At 70.3% G+C, this 22028-nt stretch carries 20 protein-coding genes and 1 pseudogene; 12 read left to right on the top strand and 9 right to left on the bottom strand.

Going from position 1 to position 22028, the window contains the following annotated elements:
• The first annotated feature begins 138 nt into the window (after positions 1-138).
• The 3 genes from AAD496_RS02030 (at position 139) to AAD496_RS02020 (ending at position 2152) form a co-directional block, all read left to right on the top strand.
• Positions 139-1260, top strand: a complete 1122-nt coding sequence (locus AAD496_RS02030) for an asparaginase domain-containing protein (protein ID WP_349826965.1) — start codon at positions 139-141, stop codon at positions 1258-1260.
• A gap of 106 nt (positions 1261-1366) precedes the next feature.
• Positions 1367-1564 carry a hypothetical protein gene (locus tag AAD496_RS02025; protein WP_349826964.1) on the top strand — a complete coding sequence of 66 codons (198 nt, stop codon included), beginning with the start codon at positions 1367-1369 and terminating at the stop codon, positions 1562-1564.
• Positions 1565-2152: a nucleotidyl transferase AbiEii/AbiGii toxin family protein gene (locus tag AAD496_RS02020; RefSeq protein WP_349826963.1), complete on the top strand. Its 588-nt coding sequence runs from the start codon at positions 1565-1567 to the stop codon at positions 2150-2152. It abuts the gene before it with no gap.
• Positions 2153-2191: 39 nt separating this feature from the next.
• Here AAD496_RS02020 and AAD496_RS02015 read toward each other — a convergent pair whose 3' ends face one another.
• Positions 2192-3586 carry an aminotransferase class III-fold pyridoxal phosphate-dependent enzyme gene (locus AAD496_RS02015; RefSeq protein WP_349826962.1) on the bottom strand — a complete coding sequence of 465 codons (1395 nt, stop codon included), beginning with the start codon at positions 3584-3586 and terminating at the stop codon, positions 2192-2194.
• A 186-nt stretch (positions 3587-3772) separates the two neighbouring features.
• On the opposite strand from AAD496_RS02015, the gene AAD496_RS02010 reads away from it, so the two are divergent.
• Entirely contained in the window at positions 3773-4837 is a 1065-nt protein-coding gene (locus AAD496_RS02010) for an NADPH-dependent curcumin/dihydrocurcumin reductase (protein WP_349826961.1), read from the top strand.
• A gap of 16 nt (positions 4838-4853) precedes the next feature.
• On the opposite strand, the gene AAD496_RS02005 is transcribed toward AAD496_RS02010, so the two are convergent.
• Positions 4854-5576 carry a ribonuclease FAU-1 family protein gene (locus tag AAD496_RS02005; RefSeq protein WP_349826960.1) on the bottom strand — a complete coding sequence of 241 codons (723 nt, stop codon included), beginning with the start codon at positions 5574-5576 and terminating at the stop codon, positions 4854-4856.
• Between the two features lie 91 nt (positions 5577-5667).
• Here AAD496_RS02005 and AAD496_RS02000 point away from each other — a divergent pair, with 91 nt between their 5' ends.
• Positions 5668-6552, top strand: coding sequence for an amidohydrolase family protein (locus AAD496_RS02000; RefSeq protein WP_349826959.1), 885 nt, complete (start codon positions 5668-5670; stop codon positions 6550-6552).
• A gap of 52 nt (positions 6553-6604) precedes the next feature.
• Here the strand turns inward: AAD496_RS02000 and AAD496_RS01995 are convergent, their stop codons facing one another.
• The 7 genes from AAD496_RS01995 to AAD496_RS01965 form a co-directional block, all read right to left on the bottom strand.
• Positions 6605-7459, bottom strand: a complete 855-nt coding sequence (locus tag AAD496_RS01995; RefSeq protein ID WP_349826958.1) for an enoyl-CoA hydratase/isomerase family protein — start codon at positions 7457-7459, stop codon at positions 6605-6607.
• Between the two features lie 134 nt (positions 7460-7593).
• Complete coding sequence (gene idi, locus AAD496_RS01990; RefSeq protein ID WP_349826957.1) at positions 7594-8121, bottom strand: isopentenyl-diphosphate Delta-isomerase; 528 nt, start codon at positions 8119-8121, stop codon at positions 7594-7596.
• 185 nt (positions 8122-8306) lie between these two features.
• The gene (locus AAD496_RS01985; protein ID WP_349826956.1) at positions 8307-9194 is read right to left on the bottom strand and encodes a PhzF family phenazine biosynthesis protein; all 888 of its coding nucleotides are present in this window, start codon (positions 9192-9194) and stop codon (positions 8307-8309) included.
• Positions 9195-9376: 182 nt separating this feature from the next.
• Positions 9377-10696, bottom strand: coding sequence for an MFS transporter (locus tag AAD496_RS01980; RefSeq protein WP_349826955.1), 1320 nt, complete (start codon positions 10694-10696; stop codon positions 9377-9379).
• 73 nt (positions 10697-10769) lie between these two features.
• Entirely contained in the window at positions 10770-11891 is a 1122-nt protein-coding gene (locus AAD496_RS01975) for a hypothetical protein (RefSeq protein ID WP_349826954.1), read from the bottom strand.
• Positions 11892-12051: 160 nt separating this feature from the next.
• Positions 12052-12696 (bottom strand): response regulator transcription factor, encoded by a 645-nt coding sequence (locus AAD496_RS01970; protein WP_349826953.1) that lies wholly within the window; start codon positions 12694-12696, stop codon positions 12052-12054.
• Complete coding sequence (locus AAD496_RS01965) at positions 12684-14054, bottom strand: sensor histidine kinase (protein ID WP_349826952.1); 1371 nt, start codon at positions 14052-14054, stop codon at positions 12684-12686. The genes AAD496_RS01970 and AAD496_RS01965 overlap by 13 nt, the downstream gene beginning before the upstream one ends.
• 284 nt (positions 14055-14338) lie before the next feature.
• Here AAD496_RS01965 and AAD496_RS01960 point away from each other — a divergent pair.
• The 7 genes and pseudogenes from AAD496_RS01960 to AAD496_RS01930 form a co-directional block, all read left to right on the top strand.
• Positions 14339-14662, top strand: a pseudogene (locus AAD496_RS01960) (TIGR00366 family protein); the annotation flags it as partial.
• A 97-nt stretch (positions 14663-14759) separates the two neighbouring features.
• Positions 14760-15275, top strand: coding sequence for a TIGR00366 family protein (locus AAD496_RS01955; RefSeq protein ID WP_349826951.1), 516 nt, complete (start codon positions 14760-14762; stop codon positions 15273-15275).
• A gap of 176 nt (positions 15276-15451) precedes the next feature.
• Positions 15452-16054: a hypothetical protein gene (locus tag AAD496_RS01950; protein WP_349826985.1), complete on the top strand. Its 603-nt coding sequence runs from the start codon at positions 15452-15454 to the stop codon at positions 16052-16054.
• 84 nt (positions 16055-16138) lie between these two features.
• Positions 16139-18004 (top strand): AMP-binding protein, encoded by a 1866-nt coding sequence (locus AAD496_RS01945; RefSeq protein WP_349826950.1) that lies wholly within the window; start codon positions 16139-16141, stop codon positions 18002-18004.
• Between the two features lie 135 nt (positions 18005-18139).
• Entirely contained in the window at positions 18140-19330 is a 1191-nt protein-coding gene (locus AAD496_RS01940; protein ID WP_349826949.1) for an acyl-CoA dehydrogenase family protein, read from the top strand.
• Between the two features lie 246 nt (positions 19331-19576).
• The gene (locus AAD496_RS01935; RefSeq protein WP_349826948.1) at positions 19577-20632 is read left to right on the top strand and encodes an alcohol dehydrogenase; all 1056 of its coding nucleotides are present in this window, start codon (positions 19577-19579) and stop codon (positions 20630-20632) included.
• 221 nt (positions 20633-20853) lie between these two features.
• The gene (locus AAD496_RS01930; RefSeq protein ID WP_349826947.1) at positions 20854-21918 is read left to right on the top strand and encodes an alcohol dehydrogenase; all 1065 of its coding nucleotides are present in this window, start codon (positions 20854-20856) and stop codon (positions 21916-21918) included.
• The last annotated feature ends 110 nt before the right edge of the window (positions 21919-22028 follow it).

Below are 22028 nucleotides of genomic sequence, written 5' to 3'. Positions count from 1 at the left end.
GCCCCATTCGTCACCCCATGCCCGAATCGTTATGAACCGGCCATCGGGAGAGTCCCCGCTCACCCGATCCGACTCGGCTCGTCACCGGTCACCGTCTAGCCTTGGACGGTCGATCTCCCCCTGTCACGAGAGGCTCCGATGCCGACGAGCACAACCCCGACACGCACAAGCCCCCCTGCCGGAAAGCCCGGTCTCCACGTCGTCGCGCTCGGCGGGACCATCGCCTCGACGGTCACCTCCACGGGTGGTGTGGCCCCACAGGTCTCCGCGGAGGACATCGCCGCGGCCGCCCGCCTGGACACCCTTCCGGATGGCGCTCCACAGATGACCTTCCGTCAGATCGCGCAGGTCTCCAGCGGCAGCATCGAGCTCGACCACCTGGTGGCCGTCGTCCACGAGGCCCGCCGCGCCGCCGCCCGCGGCATCGACGGTCTGGTCCTCACCCAGGGCACCGACACCCTCGAGGACTCGGCCTTCGTCCTTTCACTCCTCAACGACTCCGGCATCCCCGTCGTCGTCACCGGTGCCATGCGCAATCCCACCCTGCCCGGCGCCGACGGACCCGCGAATGTCCGGGCCGCAGCACTGGCGGCCCTCGACCCGCGCCTGCGCCCGCTCCCCTCCCTCGTCGTCATGGCAGACGAGATCCACGACCCCACGGCGGTCACCAAGTCCCACGCGAGCTCGGTCGCGACCTTCGGCTCCGGCCCCTCCCTCGGGCCGCTCGGCTGGGTCTCCGAGGACCGTGTGGTCCTCGGGCACATGCCCGCCTCCCTGGCCCAGGGCTTCACGGTCCCCGCGGAGGGCCGCCAGGGGCAGGGGTCCTCGACCGGAGACCGGGCACCCGCGGCGGGGTTGCGTCGGGGTTCGGTTCAGGGCGCCTCGGGAGCGGGGACGGACTGGCCGAAGGTGGCGCACGTGGAGGTCGGACTGCACGACTCCCTCGACCTGCTCGACGCCCTGCCGGGACTGGGGTACCGCGGCGTCGTGCTCGCCGGCGTGGGTGGCGGGCACGTGCCGGCCTGGACCGTGGAGAAGGTCGTGGAACTGGCACGTCGGGTGCCCGTCGTGCTCGCCAGCCGCACGGGCTCCGGCGCGACCCTGGAGCGGACCTACGGTTACCGCGGCGGGGAGATCGAACTCCTCGACGCCTCCCTGCACTCCGCCGGGCGCCTGCACCCGCGCAAGGCACGCCTGCTGCTCACACTCGCGCTGCACTTCGGGGTGCCCGCCGAACAGGCCTTCGCACAATTCCGGTGACAGTACGGTTCCGCTGAGGGCCCGGAGTCGGCGGCCAGGTCGAGCGCCCGGCTACCGGCTCGGATCAGGCTCACGTCCCACCACCAATGCTCGATAGAATCACCGTATGGCGCAGGCAGATGTGGAGAAGTTCCGGGAGATCTTCGACATGTTCGACCTCGGCGTGCGCATGTATCGCCAGCGGATGCGTCGCGAGCATCCCGACGCCGTCGACGAGGAGATCGAAGCGTTGGTACAGGCGTGGCTCGCCACACCGAGTGGTTCTGCAGGAGAACGCCTGCAGCTCTCGTCACGGAGTGCGTAGGTGCAAGCGATCGACCACGTTCTGGAGAGGATCGCCGCGGACCTCGAAGACCTCGGGGTTCCGTGGGCGCTCATCGGCGGCATCGCGGTCTCGTTCCGGAGCGAACCCCGGTTCACCAAGGACGTCGACCTCGCGGTGGCCGTGAGTGACGATGTCGAGGCCGAATCGATCGTCAACCGACTCAGCGTTCGTGGTTACGCCCTTTCCGGGTTCGTCGAGCAGGACTACGTGAACCGTTTGGCGACCGTGCGTCTGGTGAGTCCGCAGCCAGGTGGGTCCAGCGCATTCGTCGATCTCATGTTCGGGAACTCCGGCATCGAGGACGAGATCGTTGCGCAGGCGGAGCGACTTGAGGTCCTGCCGGGCACGTTCCTTCCCGTGGCATCACTGGCCCACTTGATCACGTTGAAGGTGCTCGCCGGACGTCACCAGGACCTCACCGACTTGGGATACCTCCTCCGTGCCGCATCCGATGCAGACCTGGACACGGCACGAGAAGCGGCCTCACTCATCATGAAGCGCGGCTACGGCCGCGGAGAAGACGTGATCGGCGATCTTGAGTCGTTGATCGAACAGGCCGGGCGATAGGGCACCCGGCCACCGGCTCGGATCAGCGTTCGGAATGGGTCACAGCTCGAAGTACATCTGTTCGATCTTCGGCACCACCGCGGTCAGTGCCCGGGCCATGTGCTCGAACTCGGGTGTGTCCGCCACGAGCGGCGGGCAGATGGAGAGGGTCGGGATGCCCCCGCCGGTGCCCAGTCGGAACATGACGCCCTCGTCCTCGAACAGCGCGAGGGTCGCCTTGCCGTAGAGCTTCGTGAGTTCGTCCTGCGTCATGGGGCTGCCGTCGGCCTTCGTGTTCGCGAACTCGACGGACAGGAAGAATCCGGTGCCGCGCAGTTCGGTGACGACCTTCGAACCCTCGAGGGCCCCGGCGATCGTGTCCCGCAACTCCGTCTCCTTGGCGAGCACGTGGGCGTTGAGCGCCTCGCGCTCCATGATCTCCAGGTTCTTGAGCGCGATCGCGCACATGACCGGGTGACCGCCGAAGGTGTTGCCGTGGGTGAAGCTCACCCCGGCCTCCCGGAACGGCGCGTAGACCTTCTCCGAGGCGATCGCGCACCCGATGACCGCATAGGCCGAGGACAGCCCCTTGGCCGTCGTGATGATGTCCGGCTGCACGTCGAACCGCTCGCTCGCGAACCAGTGCCCGGTCCGCCCCCAGCCGGTGATCGTCTCGTCGGCGGCCACAAGGATCCCGTACTTGTCCGCGATCGCGCGCACTCCGGTCGAGTACCCCTTCGGTGGCACGAGCATGCCGCCGTGGTTCTGCACCGGCTCCTGGAGGATGAGCGCGATCGTCTCCGGTCCCTCCTGGACGATCCGCTCCTCCAGGTCGTTCAGGAGGAACTGCGTGAACTCCTCCTCGGTCTCCCCGGCCGGCCGGTCGACCCGGCGGGTGTTCCGCACCTTCACCATGCCCGGTAGCAGCGGCTCGAAAGGTTGGCGGTACGCGGGGATCCCGATGACCGAGAGCGCCCCGAGCGAGGTGCCGTGGTACGCGTTGTACCGCGAGACAACCTTGAACCGGTTCTCCCCCTTGAGCCGGAAGTACTGGCGGGCGATCTTGATCGCGGTCTCGACGGACTCTCCCCCGGACGGCGTGAAGAACACGTGGTCCAGGTCCCCCGGCGCGAGCGAGGCGACCTTCTCGGCGAGCGCCACCGCGGTCGGGTGCGAGGACCCCCAGGTCGAGTGGTAGGGCAGCTTCGCCATCTGTGCGGCCGCCGCCTGTCCGATCTCCTCGCCGAACGAGTACCCGATGTTCACACAGAACAGATTCGCGATCCCGTCGAGTAGCCGGTTGCCCTCGGTGTCGGTGAGGTAGCAGCCCTCAGCGGACTCGATCACACGCGACGGTTTGTCCGCCATCGGCGCGAAGTGGCGCCACAGGTGGGCTCCGTCGTCGGTGTCGGGGAGTGTGGCGGTCGGGAAAGGGGCGTCGAGCGGAGTGTTCACGGGGATTCCTTCGAGTGCTCAGGCAGTGACGGGGATCACCTCCGATGGTGCGCCCGTTCCGGGCCCGTCTCAACCCGCGGCCCGCGGTCCTGAGACGTCGGGTCGCCCGCCACCGGCCCGCCGCACCTCACCGGCCCGGTTCCCGCGCTCCTTCCCGCACACCTCAAGGATGGATAGTCTGCGGACATGACCACCCCACAGAGCACCCCCACGACCGACCACACCTCCCACCGCATCCGTCTGGCCTCCCGGCCGGTGGGTGAACCGCAGCCCTCGGACTTCATCCACGACGACGCTCCGGTCCGCGCCCCCGAGGACGGCGAGGTCCTCCTGCGCACCCTCTACCTGTCCCTCGACCCGTACATGCGCGGTCGGATGTCGGATGCGAAGTCCTACGCCAAGCCCGTCGAGGTCGGTGACGTCATGGTCGGTGCGACCGTGAGCGAGGTGGTCGAGTCGCGCTCCCCCGACTTCGCCCCCGGCGACACGGTGCTCGGCTACGGCGGCTGGCAGACCCACAGCACCGAGAAGGCCGAGATCCTCCGCAAGCTCGACCCCGCTCTCGCCCCGGTGACGACCGCCCTCGGTGTCCTCGGCATGCCCGGCTTCACCGCCTACGCCGGCCTGCTCGCCATCGGTGACCCCAAGCCCGGCGAGACCGTGGCCGTCGCCGCGGCCACCGGGCCGGTGGGCTCCGCCGTCGGCCAGATCGCCAAGCTCAAGGGCGCCAGGGCCATCGGCATCGCCGGCGGTCCCGAGAAGGTCGCCTACCTGGAGGAGCTGGGCTTCGACGCGGCCCTCGACCACCGTGCCGTCGACTCCGCGGGCAACCCGGCGCTGCCTGCCGACCTCGCAGCCGCCGCTCCCGACGGCATCGACGTCTACTTCGAGAACGTGGGCGGCGCCGTCTGGGACGCCGTCCTGCCGCTGCTCAACACCTACGCCCGCGTCCCCGTGTGCGGCGTGGCCTCCTCCTACAACGCCACGAGCCTGCCCGAGGGACCAGACCGCTCCCAGGCCCTCATGGGCACCGTGCTGCGCTCCAGCCTCACCCTGCGCGGCTTCATCCAGACGGAGTTCGTGCCCACCATGTTCTCCGATTTCCTGCGCGACATGGGTCAGTGGGTCGCCGAGGGGAAGGTCGCCTACCGCGAGGACATCACCGACGGCCTGGACAACGCCCCGGCCACCTTCGTCGGCATGCTCAAGGGCCAGAACTTCGGCAAGACGATCATCCGCGTCGCGGACTGACCTCGACGCCGCCTGTTCAGGCCGGCGGCGCCCACCGGGTCCACTCGGCGTCGAACGCCCAGTGCCCGGTGTGCCAGGCCTCGAGCGCCAGGTCGGCCTCCGCCCGAATCGTCCGCACGATCTCCGGCGACCACATGCCCGCGGCCTCGGCCGCGACCAGTTCGTCCTCGTCCTTGAGCCGCACGTGCCCCGTGCACGTGATCCACAGGTCGAGCGTGTGGTCGCTGGAGTAGTGGTCGACCACGCCGTCCTCCCCGCGCGCCCGTACGTGCCGGTGCTCGAGGTTCACGTACCACCCCCTGAAGGTGCTCTCCCGCGGGGAGGGCGCCTCGGGAGCGTCCCAGAACAGCCAGACGGAGAAGGGCAGGCCCGCCGGGACGATCCGCAGGACACCGGTGCCCGTCCACTCGCCGGGGACGGTGACACGGGGCAGGGCGGTGTCGGCGGGACGGAAGCGGACCTCGTGGGGCACGCGGTGCGGGTTGACGTCCTCCCAGCCGCTGATGCGCGAGTTCTGCACGGGGGTGCCTCCGGACATCCACAGGACGGCGCCGCGGGCGTCGTCGCGGACGACGGTCATGGGGTGGACGACCTCGGTGCCGTGGTGGGCGAAGTCGAAACGCCGGAACCGCCACCTCACGGGGTCCCCCACCTGCAGGAACGGCTCCTGCCCGACGGCACGGGTGTCCGCGGGCAGGACGATGGGGTACGGATCGGGGAGGGTGGCGGAGGCGTACATGCGACCCATTCTGGTCCACTCGTCGATGTGGTGCGTTCCTGCGGTGGGACGGGCCGTGCCGTGACCGGGCGAACGTGCCAGGATGAGGGACATGAGAGACGAGGACGTCCCTGCCTACACGGCCGCGCTCGGGTTGCCGGGCCTGGCCGACATCCACGTGCACTTCCTGCCGCCGCCGATGGAGCGGAAGGTGTGGGCGTACTTCGACGAGGCCGGCCGCCACTACGGCAAGGAGTGGCCGATCCGGTACCGGTTCCCGGAGGACGAACGCCTGCAGATCCTCCGCGACCTGGGGCTCCACGCGATCCCGGCGCTCACCTATCCGCACAAACCGGGCATGGCGCAGTGGCTCAACGACTGGAACGCCGAGTTCGCCGCCCGGGTGCCCGACGGGATCCACTGCGGCACGCTCTACCCCGAGGAGGGCGTGGGCGACTACGTGGAGGCCGCGTTGGAGTCCGGCGCCCGGCTGTTCAAGATGCACGTGCAGGTGGGCGAGTTCGCGCCGGACGATCCCCTGCTCGACCCGGCCTGGGCGGCACTGCAGGAGGCCGGGGTGCCCGTCGTCATCCACGCGGGATCCTCGCCCCTGCCCGGTGCGTACACGGGTCCGGACCACGTGCGCACCGTGCTGGAGCGGTTCCCGCGGCTCACCCTCGTGATCGCCCACATGGGCAATCCCGAGTACCGCGAGTTCACGGACCTCACCGAGGAGTACGTCAACGTCCACCTGGACACGACGATGGTGGGCACGGACTTCTGGAACGACCGGAACGGTGCACTGCCGGACCATCACCTGGCGCGCCTGGGAGGGATGCCGGAGAAGGTGGTCCTCGGTACCGACTTCCCCAACATCCCCTACGACTACGCCCACCAGATCGAGGCACTGGAGGCCTGGGGCCTCGGCGACGACTGGATGCGCGCGGTCCTGTGGGACAACGGCGCGCGGTTGCTGGGGCTCGCTCCCCGCGAGTGAGCGCGCGGGGAAGGCGCGGGCCAGGCCCGCGCAGGTGGCACGGGAGGGCGCCTCAGCGGCGGGAGTAGTGGGGGTCGCGCTTCTCCAGGAAGCTCGCGGTCGCCTCCTCCCGGTCGTCGAGGAGCGCGGTGAAGAGCTGTTGGCGGTTCTCGAACTCGACGGCGGCCTCGAAGGAGGGGATCTCCAGGGACTTCCACAGTCCCTCCTTCGTGTACTCGACCGACAGCGGGGCGTTGCGCATGATCTGCCGCGCCGTGGCCAGTGCCGTGTCCATGAGCTCCGCCGGTTCGACGACGGCGGCGAGGAGTCCGAAGGAGTGCGCCTCGGCGGCGGTGAAGCGGCGGCCGGTGAGCATGAGTTCCTGGGCGCGGCCGGCCCCGACGATCCGCGGGAGCAGCCACGACAGGCCCATGTCGCAGGCGGAGAACCCGGCGCGGATGTACCCGACAGCCATCGCGGCGTCCGGGACGGCATAGCGGACGTCGGAGGCGCAGAGCATCGAGAGGCCCAGGCCCGCGGTCGCGCCGCCCGCCGCCGCGACGACGGGGATGCGCAGGCCGCGGATCCGTGCGACGAGGTGTGCGATCTCCTTCTGGCGCTCCATGGTGCGGAGAACACGGCCGCGCTCGGTCACGAGGTGGTCGTCGTCGAAGCCCGTGAGGTCGAGGCCGGCACAGAAGGCGCGGCCCTCTCCGGTGAGGACGAGCACCCGCAGGTCGGTGTCGGACTCGACCTCGTCGAGTGCCGCGAGGACGGCCTGCACGAAGTGGGTGTCGCCGGCATTCATCCGATCGGGGCGGCAGAGGGTGAGCCGTGCAATGCCCGGTTCCGGGTGGTCGAGCCGGACCCGCGTGAGGTCGGGCGAGGTGGTCGGGTCCTGCGGGGTGGGAACGTCGTTGCTGTCCATGCTCCCGACAGTAGACGCGCAGGCCCTGCACGCGGGAGACGTGGTCGCATCGCAGGTGACAAACCCGCGAGTTCGACACTACAAATCCGCGAGTTCAGTCCTGCAGATCCGCAAAACTGCAGGTCAGGGAGGATTCACACCTGGTGGGAGCGGAAGGCCTGCCACTCGTCGTACATCCAGGGGCTGAACGCGAAGGGAGCGGCCTCCAGCGCGGCGTCGAGATCCGCCGGTGCGATCCAGGCGGTCTCCATGACCTCGTCCGGGACGGGGACCAGCTCACCGTCGAGGGTCGCCGTGTAGACGGGGCAGACCTCGTTCTCCACCACGCCCGAGGCGTCGACCGCGCGGTACCGGAAGTCCGGGACGACCGGTGCGATGTCACGGACCCGGGTGCCGAGTTCCTGGTGGGCGCGGCGTTCGATCGCCGCGTCGAAGGGTTCGTCGGGCCCCGGGTGACCGCAGAAGGAATTGGTCCACACACCCGGCCAGGTCTTCTTCGACAGCGCCCGCCGGGTGAGCAGGATCCGGCCCTCCGTGTCGTACAGGAAGCAGGAGAAGGCCAGGTGCAGCGGCGTGTCCGTGCTGTGGACGGTCGCCTTGGGCGCGGTCCCGGTGGGCGTGCCGTCATCGGCGAGCAGGACGACGAGTTCTCGGTCGGTCACCCCACCAGCCTACGCGGCCAGGGCCGCGCTCCTTCCGCGCCTACGAGCAAAGCGTCGATCCACAGGACTCATGTCTCGTAGTCACGCACGACTACGAGACATGTGCTCCGTCGAACGGCATCTACCTCGCACTCCCGCCCCAGGCGGCCCAGCAGTCCCGCCGACAGGGGCCGGAACCCGGGGCCTCACAGGTCGACGGAGCCGGTGATGACGGTGCGGGTCGCGCCGCCGACCCACAGGTCCTCGCCCACCCGTTCGACGTGGACGAGACCGTCGTGGCCGATCGCCACGCCCTGCTGCGCGGTGTACGCGGCGGGGAGCTCCCCCTCTCCGATGAGCCACTGCCCCAGGCTCGCGTTGAGGCTGCCGGTCACCGGGTCCTCCATGAAGAAGCCGGAGTCGCCGTCGGCGAAGAAACCACGGACCCGGATGTCGGCAGGGGCCTCCGTGCCCTGCCCGGATCCGGAAGGTTCGTGCACGGGTCCGGCGATACCGATCTTCCAGCCGGCGAAGGCCGCGGCGTCGGGCCGGACCGCGTCGACCGTCGCGGCGTCGTCCAGCCACAGACCGAACCAGCCGGGCCCGTTGTCGATCCAGCGGGCGCCTCGGACGTGGGAGGGTTCGAGGTCAAGGGCACGCAGGGCACCGGCGAGTTCCTCCTCGGTGGGTGCGTCGGAGCGCACCTGGGGCGGAGCGGCGAAAGCCAGACGGCCCGCCTCCGCGTCGTGACGCAGGCCGACGATCCCGGCCGCGCATTCCTGGACGACGGACCCGGCCCGCGCGGGCTCGCCACCCGCGGCCAGCCAGGCGTGGGCGGAGCCGAGGGTGGGATGACCTGCGAAGGGGAGTTCGCCCGCCGGGGTCCAGATGCGCACCCGGTAGTCGGCGCCGCCGGCACGGCCGGACTCCGTGGGCGGGAGGAGGAAGGTGGTCTCCGACAGGTTGGTCCAGCGCGCGAAGTCGGCCATCCTCGCATCGTCCAGGTCACCGGCCTCGTGGACGACGGCGAGCGGGTTACCGGACAGACCGGTACGGCCGAACACGTCGACCTGGGTGAAGGGGTGGAGTGCCATGCCCCGAGCCTATGCCCGCGGCGTCGACGCGGCAGCCTGGCCTGCAACCTCCGTGTCAGCTGCCGTACCGATGCACGGCAGGCAGACCGGATTGCCGTGCATCGGTACGGCAATCGGCAAAGACCTTGTCGTTGACGGTCGATGGGCGGCGTCGGGGTCGGCCGGCGAGCGGGGAACGACTGTCAGCGTGGTGGCACGCGGCGCAGGGTCCCGGCGGTCAGCAGCGCCACGACCCCGGCGAGGAACGGCAGCAGGAACGCCCACCGCAGACCCAGCGCGGCGGCCAGGAAGCCGATCGACGGTGAGGACACGAGCCCACCGATCCGCAGGACCCAACTGGTGATCGCCACGGCCGTCCCGTGCTTGAACCCCGGCAGGCGCCCGGCCACCGCATAGGCCGTCGGGACGAAGGTCGCGCTGCCGAACCCGGTGCACGCGAATCCGACGAGCACCGCCCACGGCGTCCCCACCGTCATCATGAGCCCCATCCCGAGGGCCGTGAGCAGCCCGCCGAGTCGGATGAGCACGACGGAACCGAACCGCTCCGTGAACCCGTCCGCGAGCACCCGCCCGACGAACTGGCTGCCGAGCGCCACGACGTAGGCGGCCCCGGCGAGCCCGATCGGTATGCCGCCCACACCCTCGAAGTACACCGCCGACCAGTTGAGGCCCACGTCCTCGACGAGCACCCCGAGCACCCCCAGGACGATCACGAGCGCCAGCAGTCCCCAGGCCGGGGAGACGGGGGCGGCGGGATCCTGCCGAGGAGAGTGCGCCTCGGCGGCGAGCTCCGGGTCGTCAACGGACCGGTTGCGTCGGGGAGAAGACCAGGGCGCCTCGGCGGCGGGTTCGGAGGATCCTGCGTGCTCGACGACGGTGCGGGTGCGCCGCGACCCGTCGACCAGGTGGGCACTGCGGCGGGCGAGCGAGGCGGACCACAGGCACAGGCCGCCTGCGAGCAGCCCGACACCGGTGAGGTGTGCCCACAGCGGGATCCCGAGGGCGGCGGCACCGAGTCCGAGCGCGCCGCCGGCCACCGACCCGATGCTCCAGGTGGCGTGGAGGGCGCTGAAGATCGCGGAGCCGTAGGCCTTCTCGACGGCGAGGCCGTGGACGTTCTGGGCGGCGTCGACGACGGCGTCACAGAAGCCGTTGCCGGCCATGAGCAGGACGACGAGGAGAACGACGGGGAGCCATGCGGCGGCGAAGCCGATCGCGAGGGTGCACAGGATCATCGCGACGGTGCCGACCAGGGTGACGGGGACGGCTCCGAACCGGCGTATGAGGGGCGCGGGGAGCGCGAAGGCGCACAGCGACCCGATCGTCACGCAGGCGAGGACGAGGCCGAAGGCCGCTTCGTCGAGGGCGAGCGCCACCTTGAGTTCCGGGTAGCGGGGCATGAGCCCGGCGAGCACGAACCCGTTGAGGAGGAACATGAGCGCCACCGACCAGCGGGCGGCGCGCTGCGCGGGGGTGCGCCGGGAGGGGGTGCGGGGATTCACCGTCCCAGACTGCCAGAGGCCCCTGCCGGCGGAACCGGCCGGAGCCTCCGGCGGTGTGTCGTGTGGTGGATCGTCAGGTGTGGTGGATGTCCACCGCGCCGGTCTCGGCGCGGACCGTCACGGGGATGATGCCGTCGCCGGGTGCCGGCTCGCCGTCGATCTCCGTCTCGACGTGGCCCTGGTCGCTGCTCGCGTCGACGAAGTACCCCCGCACCGGGGAGGCGTCCCCGTCCTCACCGGCGGCCGGGTCGCCGGGGTCCGGGGTGCCCGGGTCCGGAGCCCCCGGCACGGCCGCGGCGTTCTCGGCGTCCGCGTAGTCATCGGCCCGCGGCAGGGCGAGATCGACCCAGGCGTCATCGGAGTCGATCGTCACCCCGCCCACGGGGACGAGCGCGGGGTCGAGGGTGACGGAGACCGGCCCGGTCCGCGAGGTGACGTCGAGCGTGTCGGACACGGCGATCTCGTCGACGGAGACGACCCCGTTCTCCGAGGTCAGCGTGGCGCTGGCGGCCCTCCCGGACAGGGTCAGGGCGCCGGTCCTGGTCTCCACGGTCAGCGCCCCGTCCGTCTCGATGTCGGCGTCGACGGCTCCGTTGACCGTGTCGATGTGCGCCGAGGCGAACCGGCCGTCGATGTGGGAGAAGCCCACCCGCGTCTCGACGCCCAGATCCATCCCGGCGGCCATGTCGGCCGGGACGACGACGTTCAGGTCGACCTGCCGGTCGATGATGTTGCGGATCCCGGCGCCCGGCTGGTCCTCCAGGCTCACGTGGACCGCGGCGGAATCGGGGTCTCCCGACTCGGCGACGTCGAGCACCGGAGCGGTGCCGACCCCCTGGTACTCCAGTTCGACGGACACCTGGTCGGCACTGTGACTGGTCGAGACGTCGACCACGGCGTTCGGGGCGTCGATCGTGAGGGTGGAGACCGCCGAGGTGATCGAGCGGGTCGTACTGTCCGCGCGCATGCGCAGATCGTGGACGAACCCGCTGACGGTGAACCCGCCGACCACGAGCGCGACGATCACGGCGACGGTGGCCGCGACGACCCGCACGGCGGTCTGGCGACCCTGCGGGAACTGCGGGGGTTCGGGGCGCTGTCCGGTGCCGTGGGGACCGGGGCCGCCCGGACCGGAGCCCGGGGGACCACCGAGGCCGCCGGGAACGGCTGTGGAGGTGGGAGCGAATGTCGACATGACGTGGAGTCCTTCCGGCCCGGCCCGTCGGGGGACGGCCTGCGGATGTGACGAGATGACGGTGAGGTGACGAGCGGGTGAGCACGTGCCCGCTCGAGGCCTACCGAGCGCCCGGTGGACGGTTCAGGAGCCCAGGGAGCGCCCGGTGGACGGTTCGGGGTCAGGCGCCGAGGAACTTGAGGACCGCGAGGACACGGCGGTTCTCGGAGACGTCCTGGGTGAACCCGAACTTCGTGAAGATGCTGCTGATGTGCTTCTCGACGGCCCCGGCACTCAGGTAGAGCGTCCCGGCGATGGCGGCGTTCGACTTGCCCTCGGCGATGAGCTGCAGGACCTCGCGCTCCCGCGGGGAGAGCTGACCGAGGCCGTCCTGCTTGCGCGAGCGCACCAGGATCTGCTGGACGACCTCCGGGTCGAGGACGGTGCCACCGGCGGCGACCTCCTCGACGGCCTCGAGGAAGTCCTCGACGTCGGCCACCCGGTCCTTGAGCAGGTAGCCGAAACCTCCGCTGTTCTCGGAAATGAGGTCCGCCGCGTACTTCTCCTCGACGTACTGCGAGAGGACGAGCACCGCGGTGTCCGGGTTCTGCTTGCGCATGAGCCCGGCGGCACGGATCCCCTCGTCGGTGAAGGTCGGGGGCATCCGGACGTCGACGACCGCGAGATCGGGGGTCGAGGCGTTCACCGCGGAGAGCAGTTTCCCGGCGTCGTCGACGGCGTGGACCACCTCGTGGCCGGCGTCGGTGAGAAGTCGGACGAGTCCTTCGCGCAACAGGACGGCGTCCTCGGCGATCACGATCCGCATGGCACCTCCGCGACGATGATGGTCGGTCCTCCGACCGGGCTGGTGACGGTGCAGGTTCCCCCTGCGGCCGCGACCCGGTCGACCAGGCCGGCGAGCCCTGTGTGGGAGCCGTCCCGGGTGATGACGGCACCTCCGCGTCCGTCGTCACTCACACTCACCTGCACACTACCGCCCCGACCGCCGGGTCCGGGCCCCTGCGAACCGGTGACCCTCACCCGGGCGCGGGTGGCCTGCGCGTGCTTGGCCGCGTTCGTGAGCGCCTCGGCGACGACGAAGTAGGCGACGGACTCCGTCTCCTCCCCCGGGCGGAAGGGCAGGTCGATGGTGACGTCCACGGGGATCGGCGAGCGCCCGGCGAGCGCACTCACCGCCGCGTCGAGGCCCCGGTCGGTGAGGACGGCCGGATGGATGCCCCGGGCCAGCTGGCGCAGCTCGGTGATGGCGGACTTCGACTCGGCGTGCGCCTCGGCGAGCAGCTGCTTGGCCCCCGCCGGGTCCTTGTCGAACTTCGCCTTGGCCATCCCGAGCTTCATCGACACCGCGACGAGCATGGGCTGGACGCCGTCGTGGAGATCGCGTTCGATCCGCAGTCGTTCCGCGGTCGCCGCCTCGACGGCACCGCTGCGCGCGCGGTCCAGGCGGGTCACCTGCTTCTCCAGCATGCCGCTGCGGGTGGGCGGCAGCAGCCCGCGGTCGAGGCCGCGGTCCAGGTAGGCGGAGAACCACAGGAGCATCCCGGAGGAGGCGAACACGACGACACCGAGTGCCACGTCCATGATCCGGTTGACGAACCACTCGGGTTCCCCGCCGAAGGAGAACGCGACGCCGCCGGAGACCGCGGACATCGGGTTGATCGCGGCGGCCAGCAGGTCCGCCCCGATCCCCAGGCCGGTGAGCACGAGGACGCAGACGAGCAGTCCGTAGAGTGCCTTGACGTAGTGGTGGGCGGCCGAGCGCCAGAACGCCGCCGAGGTGAAGGCGTTCCACTGCCGCTGCAGGAACCCGGCGGCACCGGTCTTGGACACCGGCTTCTCGACCGGCACGAGCAGGCCCTCGCCGTAGATCGCCTCGGCGCGCAGGCGTTCGAGGTGGTTGACCACCCGCTGCACCGCGAACCAGGCGAGCAGCAGAATGATCCCGGAGCCGAGGGCCAACAGCCCGCCGATCCCGAAGACGAAGAGGCCCAGCGGGATCCACAGCCAGAAGAGTCCGAGGACGCCGGAGAGGACGACGTTGACGACGCCCGGCAGTCCCGGCTGTACCCGGGCGGAACCCCCGTGGTCACGGTCGGGCACCGTGACCGGGCGTGGAGGCAGGTCGACCACCAGGGGCGGGGCCGTGCCGACAGAAGTGTTCATGGAATCAAAGGTACGCACGCGGACTACTGCGCAGTAGGGAGGCGACCCACCGAGCGGGGTGGGGAAACCCGGAGCCTTCCCACGGACATGGTTCCCTCGGGAAGGGACATGGTTCCCCCGGGAATCCGCCCGCCACCATGCGGATCGCCCCTCGACACTGAACGAGCGTTCAGGTAACGTACCGGCCTGTTCTGTCCGACCGGACCCCCACGACGTCCCGCACGAAGGAGTGCCCCGGGCTCAGAGTCATCACCGGCCCGTTCAGCCGATTCGTCGAACGCTGGATGCCCGCCCCGCTCGTCTTCGCCCTCGCCCTCACGGTCATCGTGTTCATCGCGGCGATCCTCTTCACGGACATCGGCGCGATCGGTTCGGTCGAGTCCTGGGGCACCGGCCTGGCGGGACTGCTGCCCTTCACCATGCAGATGTGCCTCATCCTGTTCCTCGGCCACGCGCTCGCGAACACCCCGGTGGTGCACAAGGTCCTCATGCGTCTGGCCCCGGTCCCGCGCACCGAGTTCCAGGCCTACGCGTGGGTCACCTTCGTCTCCTGCGTGGCGACGATGCTCACCTGGGGCCTGGGCCTCGTCGTCGGTGGCCTCATGTCCCGCGAGGTCTCGATCCAGGCCGCCCGCAAGGGACTGAAGATCCACTTCCCGCTCATGGTCGGTCGCCGCCGCCTACACGAACCTGAGCGTGTGGTCGATGTGCTACTCCTCGTCGACCGCCCTGGCCGTCGCGACCCCGGACTCCTTCATCATGGACACGCTCGGCCGCGTCGTCCCCGTCCAGGAGACCCTCCCGACCTGGTGGAATCTCCTGGGCATGGTGCTCGCCGTCACCGCCCTCGTGTGCCTCATGCCCACGCTCGCACCCAAGGACCCGACGAAGATCAAGACCCTGCCGCCCGGTGCCGCCGAGGACGCCTTCCCCACCACCGCCGAGGAACCCGAGAACACGCCGGCCGGCGGCCAGTTCGCCATCCAGGGCCCGATCATGCTCGACGCCGCCGGTCGCATGGGCGCGGACCCCGGCCTCATCACGATGGCGATCGGTTACGGCGACGCGCTCACGAACATGATCCAGCCGCTCTTCGCCCTCCCCCTGCTGGCGATCGCAGGCTGCCGCATGCGCGACATGGTCGGCTACTCGTCGGCCTCGATGCTCATTTCCGGCCCGATCCTCATCGTGCTCGTCTTCGTCGCGAGCCTGGTCGTCTGATCCCGCGCCCGAGGTGCCCTGCAGTTCCCATGAGGACTGCAGGGCACCTCGGACGCAGGAAGAGCCGGGACGGTCGGGGTGCGTCGGAGATCGGGTTAGGGCGCCTCGGGCGCGGGGAGGAGGTGTGGAGACTCCCCTCAGCCTCTCCCGGGAACGGCGGACTACGCTGCGGGGGCATGGAGACGAACCACCCCGGAACGCCCCGGCCGGACCAACCGACCACCGGCGAGATCCGCCGTCGGCGTGGGATCGTGCGCACCCGGCGCCGGATGCAGGTGCTGTGGTGGATCGCCCTCGTCGCCGGTGTCGGCATGTCCGCCTGGCTCCACTGGCTGCAGATCCAACAGCCCACGCACATGGACTCGACGGCCTCGACCCGGATCCTCGTCACCGTGTTCGTCGACCTGGCACTGGGCACCCTCGCCCTCGGGCTGTTGCCGGCGGCGCTGCGCCACGACCCCATGGAGGTCCAGGAGTCCTATGTCGGACCACCCTCGGCCCTCGTCGCGAGCCTGGTGATCCTGTGCGTGTGGATGGTCTCGTGGCTGGCGGCACCGGCCGGGGCGATCGTCCTCATCTCCGTGACGGCGCGCCTGTCACCGGGCTGGACCCTGCCCGCGATCGGCGCGTCGATGCTCTCCGTGTTCGTCCACGAACTCACCTTCGACGTCGAACACGCCGGGGTCCAGGCGACGATGGTCTTCTGGGTCCTCGTCCTCACCCTCATCCTCGTGGCGATGGGCTCCGTGCGCGGGCTCATGCTGCGCCGACTGCTCTGAATGCCGCCCCATCCCCGGCACCCCACCGACTGTTCTGAACGTACCCCCTCCCCCGACCCCGAACCGAAAGCGAGTCGATCCCCGATGTCGTCGACGACGCCGCACATCTCCACCACTCTCTTCGGCCGTCTCCTGCGTGACGCCGAGGCCGCCCCCGACCACCCGGTCCTCGTCGAACCCGTCGACGAGGGTGCCGGCGGACACCGGATCCACACCCGCGCCGACCTCCTCACCGACGCGGTCCTGCTCGCCGGACTCCTGCGTGACCACGGGGTCGGCCCTGGCGACTGCGTGGCGGTGTGGACCCCCTCCTGGGCCGAGGTCTACGCCTGGCAGTACGCCGCCTCCGCGCTCGGTGCCCACGTGATCGGCGTGAACACCCGCTACGGCGTCGCCGAGGTCGGCAACGTCCTCGTGAAGGCCCGCCCCCGGGTCCTCGTCATGGCCCACGCCTTCCGGGGCGTCGACTTCCTCACCACCGCGCGCCGTGCAGTCGAGGAGGCCACGCGCGCCCACCCCGGCGAAGCCTCGGCTCCGTTCCGCACACCCACGGTCGTCGTGACGACGCCGCCCGGCCGTCGGCACCGCGCGGTCGAGGCGCTCGCGGAGCACGACCTCGGCGCGGGCGCCGTGGTGACGCCGCTCGTCGGGAGGGACGGGGAGTGGGGCGGTCAGGACGCCTCGGCCGCGGTCCGGGCACCCGCGGACCGTCTGCGTCGGGGTTCGGATCAGGGCGCCTCGGGCGCGGGAGCCGCCGCCGAGGCGCCCGCGGAGATCCGCGCGACCGCACGGGAGCTCCGGACCACCGGGGACCTCGACACGCTCGCGGTCGCCTTCACGACCTCCGGGTCGACGGGCATGCCCAAGCTCGCGGCCCACTCGGAGGCGGCGGTGCTGCGACACATGGACGCCGTGGCCGCGCGGCTGGGGTTCGGGGACGCGGACGTGCTGATCGAACCGCTGCCGTACTCCGGGGTGTTCGGGTACATGGCCGGGATGGCGGCGCTCACCGGCGGAGCGCGCGTGGTGCTGCAGCCGGTGTTCGACGCGGCCGCGCTGCTGGCGGACTGGGAGCGGTTCGGCGGGACCCACTACATCGGAGGGGACGACATGATCTCCCGGTTCCGCGCGGAGTGGGAGAAGGCACGGGCCGCAGGTGCCCCGATCGATCTGGCGACCTGGCGGTGGTCCGGGGTGGCGGACTTCCAGGGGATGAGCGCAGAGCTCGCGCGGTGGGCCGCGGCGGAGTTCGGCACCGTGACGAGCGGGCTCTACGGGTCCTCGGAGGTGTTCTCGGCGCTCACCTCGTGGGCCGACGAGGTGCCGGAGGACCTGCGCCTGCGCGGCGGCGGGGCGCTCGTGGACTCCGGTTACGAGTATCGGGTGGTCGACCCGGGGGACGAGTCCCCGGTGAGCGCGGGCGAACGTGGAGAACCCGGGGTTCGGGGAGAACTGCAGCTGCGCGGGACGAACGTCGTCGACGCGTACCTGGGCGACGCGGACGGGTCCGTCATGCGGAAGAACGTGACGGACGACGGATGGTTCCGGACCGGCGACCTGGCCGCGGCCATCGACGCCCGGTCCTTCGCGTTCGTGTGCCGGATGGGAGACGTCATCCGGCTCAAGGGATTCCTGGTCGACCCGGCGGAGATCGAGATGCATCTGGCTTCCCACCCCGGCGTGGCGATCGCCAAGGTCGTGGGCCGGACCGGAGTCACCGGCGAACCCGAGGTGGTCGCGTTCGTGCAGGTCACGGAGGGTGCCGACGGGGAAGGCGCCTCGGGTGCGGGTGCGCCGACGGGCGAGGACCTGCGGGAGTACTGCCGGGACCGGCTGGCACGGTTCAAGGTGCCCGCGGAGGTGCGGATCGTCGAGGCGATGCCGACGACCGCCGGGACGAACGGCACGAAGATCAAGGCGGCCGTCCTACGCGAGTGGGCGGCGCTGTGAGACCGGACCGGGCTGTGACGTGCGGCTTCCCCGTGCGGCGACGACCTGCCTCGGGCCCCTGGCGTGATCGATACCACCTCACGCTATAATCGCTAGTGGATTCATACCGTTTCTGGTGCCAAAGGAGACCACCTCGTGACGCACAAGCCCCGCCCCCGCCCGAACACTCCCCACTACATGACCGAGGACCGGAAGGCACTGCAGGCGCTGGCCCGGCAGTTCTCGCGCGAGGTGGTCCTGCCGATCGCGAACGAACTCGACCCCGTCGAGGGCCAGTTCCCCGAGGACATGGTCCAGCAGATGGCGGACATGGGATTCTTCGGCATCCTCATCCCGGAGGAGCACGGCGGGCTGGGGCTCGGGGTGTTCGAGTACTGCCTCGTCGCCGAGGAGCTCTCCCGCGCCTGGATGAGCGTCTCCGGCCTGCTGGCGCGCGGCAACGGCATGGGCGGTGGCTGGACCGAGGAGCAGGAGGCGCGTGTCCTCCCCAAGGTCGCCACCGGTGAGTACCTGGGTGCGTTCGCGCTCTCCGAGGCGGAGGCCGGCTCCGACGTCGCGAACATCAAGTGCCGTGCCGAACAGGACCCCGCGACCGGCGAGTGGGTCATCACCGGCACGAAGATGTGGTGCACGTACGCGGACATGGCCGACTACATCGTGCTGTTCGCCCGCACCTCGACGGACCCGGACCCGAACAAGCGGCACCGCGGGATCAGTGCCTTCCTCCTGGAGAAGGAACGGGGCAGCTTCCCTGAGGGCATGACCGGCACGCCGGCCAAGAAGATCGGCTACTTCGGCTGGAAGACCTTCGATCTCAACTTCGACGGACTGCGGCTGCCCGCCGACGCCCTGCTCGGCGAGAAGGACAAGGGCTTCTACCAGGCGGTCTCCGGCCTGGAGGTCGGCCGTGCGCACACCGCGGCGCGCTCGATCGGGCTGGCCCAGGCGGCGCTCGAGGACTCCATCGAGTACATGAACACGCGCGTGCAGTTCACGCAGAAGCTCGCCGACTTCCAGCACCTGCGGTTCAAGATCGCGGACATGGCCGCCCAGATCGAGGCCGCCCGGCAGCTCATGTACCACGTGGCGACGGCCATCGACTCCGGTGAACGGTGCGACAAGGAGGCCGCGATGGTCAAGTACTTCGCCGCCGAGATGGCCGAACGGGTGACGAGCGAGGCCGTGCAGATCCACGGCGGCGCCGGCTACACGAAGGACTTCGCCGTCGAACGGCACTGGCGCGACGCCCGGCTCACCAAGATCTTCGAGGGCTCCAGCGAGATCCAGATGCGCATCATCTCGGATCTCCTGCTCGGCAAGCAGTGAGCGCGGGTGGCCCCAGGTGAGACGCAGGGTCTGCCTCGAGATGTGAGCCGCGCAGGCTACATCTCACGGCAGACCCTGCGTCTCACTTCGGCGGAGGTTCACCCGGCTCCGGGTCCCGGTACTTCCCTCCGGGACGTATGCGTGATGGGATACACGTGTCACGCCGAACGGTCGTTCAGCCGATTTCAGGACCAGCGCGGTCCGCACGCCACCGACGACCGTCACCCCGATCGAGGAGGATCACCCGTGCAGGTCTACGCCGTCCCCGCTCCCGCCGCCCCCGCCGAGCCCATGGAGTTCCCCACCCCGGAACTGCAGGGCAAGGAGGTCCTGGTGCACATCACCCACACGGGTGTCTGCCACTCGGACGTCCACACGCAGGAGGGACACATCGACGTCGGCGGTGGCAAGACCATGCCGTTGACGGCCAGTTTCCCGGCCGTGTTCGGTCACGAGATCGTCGGCACCGTGGCCGCCGCAGGCCCTGATGCGACGGTGCAGCCGGGCGACGAGAAGTTCATCGTCTTCCCGTGGATCGGCTGCGGCGAGTGCCAGGTGTGCCGGGACGACGCGGAGAACCTCTGCGTCCGCGGCCGCAACCTCAGCATCGCCGTCCCCGGCGGGTTCGCCCACGAGGTCCATGTGCCCGACGAGAAGTACCTCATCCCGCTGGGCGACATCGACCCGGCCTGGGGTGCCACCCTCGCCTGCTCCGGCGTCACCAGCTACTCCGCGGTCAACAAGCTACTGCCCGTCGACGACGACGCGGTCATCGGCGTGCTCGGCACCGGCGGGGTGGGCCTCATGGCGATCGCCGCCCTCCGCGCGCTCGGCCACCCGAACATCCTCGCCATCGACGTGAGCGACGAGAACCTGGAGACCGCGAAGTCGATGGGTGCCACACTCACCTTCAACTCCGCGACCGCCGAGAACCCCGGGAAGGAACTCCTCCAGGTCGCGGGCGGCCCCATCGCCGGCATCGCCGACTTCGTCAACAACGGTGCGACCGCCTCGCTCGCACTGCGCGCACTGCAGAAGGGCGGCAAGCTCGTGTCCGTCGGCCTCTTCGGCGGCGCCCACGAGTACGGCACCGCGCCGCTCGCCCTCCAGGCCAAGACGATCCAGGGCTCCTTCGTCGGCAGTCTCGGCGAGCTCAAGGCCCTCGTCGAGATCGCCCGCACCAACGACCTCCCGTCCCTGCCCATCACCGAGCAGGAGCTGGGCGCGGACAACCTCAACGCCGCTCTCGACGCCCTGCGCGAAGGGAAGTCCCGCGGGCGTACCGTCCTCGTCGCCGACTGACCGCGCCCACGCCCCACCGCTCCCGAGGCGCCCGTCGCACACGACCCGTGCGACGGGCGCCTCGGCGTTCGGCACGTGCCGCACCGCATGCCGCCGGCCCGCGGGCCTGACACGGGATTCAGGTCGTTCCATTACCGAGAACGCATGGATTTCTCTTGCCAACTGCAACAGTCCAGTGATCGGGTGGAGTTCCCTGAACATGTGATCAAAGGAGATCAGAGATGCAGGCATATGCAGTCCCCACCCCGGGACAGCCGGTCGAGGCCATGGAGCTGCCGACGCCCGAACTCACCGGGAAGTCGGTCCTCGTCGACATCACCCACTCCGGCGTGTGCCACAGTGACGTGCACACCGCCGAGGGGTTCTTCGACCTCGGCCAGTTCGGCAAGCTCGAACTCACCGCCTTCGGCACCGAGTTCCCGGCGGTCTTCGGCCACGAGATCGTCGGCACCGTCTCCGCGGTCGGCCCCGACGCGACCGTGGCGCCCGGTGACGAGAAGTTCATCGTCTTCCCGTGGATCGGCTGCGGCGAGTGCGTCACCTGCCAGGACGAGAAGGAGAACCTGTGCCCGCAGGGCCGGATCATCTCCGGTCCCCTCAAGGGCGGTTTCGCCCACCAGGTCTGGGTGCCCGACGAGAAGTACCTGGTCCCGCTCGGTGACCTCGACCCCGCCTGGGGCGCGACCCTCGCCTGCGCCGGCATCACCGCATTCTCCGCCGTCAACAAGCTGCTGCCGGCCGGGCCCGAGGACACCATCGCGGTCATCGGCGCCGGCGGCGTGGGCCTCATGGCCGTCGCCATGCTCAAGGCCCTCGGCCACCTCAAGGTCGCCGTCGTCGACGTGAGCGACGAGAACCTGGAACTCGCGAAGTCCCTGGGCGCCTCCATCACCGTCAACTCCATGACGGCCGAGGACCCGATCGCCGCCCTCGTCGGTGCGGCCGGAGGCGAGATCCACGGCGCCGTCGACTTCGTCAACAACGACAAGACCGCACCCCTCGGGTTCCACTCGCTGCGCAAAGGCGGCACCCTCGTGAGCGTCGGCCTGTTCGGCGGCATGCACACCTACCCGACCTCGATCGCCCCGCTCAAGGTGCTCAACATCCGCGGCTCCTTCGTCGGCAGCCTGCCGGAACTCAAGGAGGTCGTCGAGATCGCCCGCACCCACGACCTGCCCAAACTCCCGATCGTCGAGAAGCCGATGAACGCGGACGTCATCAACGAGACGATGCAGGCACTGGCCGCCGGCGGCTCCCGCGGTCGCACGGTCCTCACGATCGGCTGAGTCCCACGCCGCCCAAGCCCCGGCACCCCACCGGCTGAGTCCCACGCCGCCCCGGACCCCCGCTCCCGAGGCGCCTCGGGAGCGGGGGTCCGGGGCGGCGTGGGACTCAG

It is taken from the genome of Brevibacterium litoralis (genome assembly GCF_040212315.1).
Classification (GTDB): Bacteria; Actinomycetota; Actinomycetes; order Actinomycetales; family Brevibacteriaceae; genus Brevibacterium; species Brevibacterium litoralis.
Note: the sequence above shows the minus strand (reverse complement) of the source record. Positions and strands in the feature narration are given on the sequence as shown.

Bases quoted from the DNA above. Each gene is read 5' to 3' on its own strand.
- AAD496_RS01985 (WP_349826956.1), bottom strand. From the start codon at position 9,194: ATGGCACTCCACCCCTTCACCCAGGTCGACGTGTTCGGCCGTACCGGT.
- AAD496_RS01975 (WP_349826954.1), bottom strand. From the start codon at position 11,891: ATGTCGACATTCGCTCCCACCTCCACAGCCGTTCCCGGCGGCCTCGGT.
- AAD496_RS01950 (WP_349826985.1), top strand. From the start codon at position 15,452: ATGGAGACGAACCACCCCGGAACGCCCCGGCCGGACCAACCGACCACC.
- AAD496_RS02005 (WP_349826960.1), bottom strand. From the start codon at position 5,576: ATGTACGCCTCCGCCACCCTCCCCGATCCGTACCCCATCGTCCTGCCC.
- AAD496_RS01995 (WP_349826958.1), bottom strand. From the start codon at position 7,459: ATGGACAGCAACGACGTTCCCACCCCGCAGGACCCGACCACCTCGCCC.
- AAD496_RS02000 (WP_349826959.1), top strand. From the start codon at position 5,668: ATGAGAGACGAGGACGTCCCTGCCTACACGGCCGCGCTCGGGTTGCCG.
- AAD496_RS02010 (WP_349826961.1), top strand. From the start codon at position 3,773: ATGACCACCCCACAGAGCACCCCCACGACCGACCACACCTCCCACCGC.
- AAD496_RS01970 (WP_349826953.1), bottom strand. From the start codon at position 12,696: ATGCGGATCGTGATCGCCGAGGACGCCGTCCTGTTGCGCGAAGGACTC.
- AAD496_RS01965 (WP_349826952.1), bottom strand. From the start codon at position 14,054: ATGAACACTTCTGTCGGCACGGCCCCGCCCCTGGTGGTCGACCTGCCT.
- AAD496_RS01955 (WP_349826951.1), top strand. From the start codon at position 14,760: ATGTGCTACTCCTCGTCGACCGCCCTGGCCGTCGCGACCCCGGACTCC.
- AAD496_RS01945 (WP_349826950.1), top strand. From the start codon at position 16,139: ATGTCGTCGACGACGCCGCACATCTCCACCACTCTCTTCGGCCGTCTC.
- AAD496_RS02030 (WP_349826965.1), top strand. From the start codon at position 139: ATGCCGACGAGCACAACCCCGACACGCACAAGCCCCCCTGCCGGAAAG.
- AAD496_RS02025 (WP_349826964.1), top strand. From the start codon at position 1,367: ATGGCGCAGGCAGATGTGGAGAAGTTCCGGGAGATCTTCGACATGTTC.
- AAD496_RS01930 (WP_349826947.1), top strand. From the start codon at position 20,854: ATGCAGGCATATGCAGTCCCCACCCCGGGACAGCCGGTCGAGGCCATG.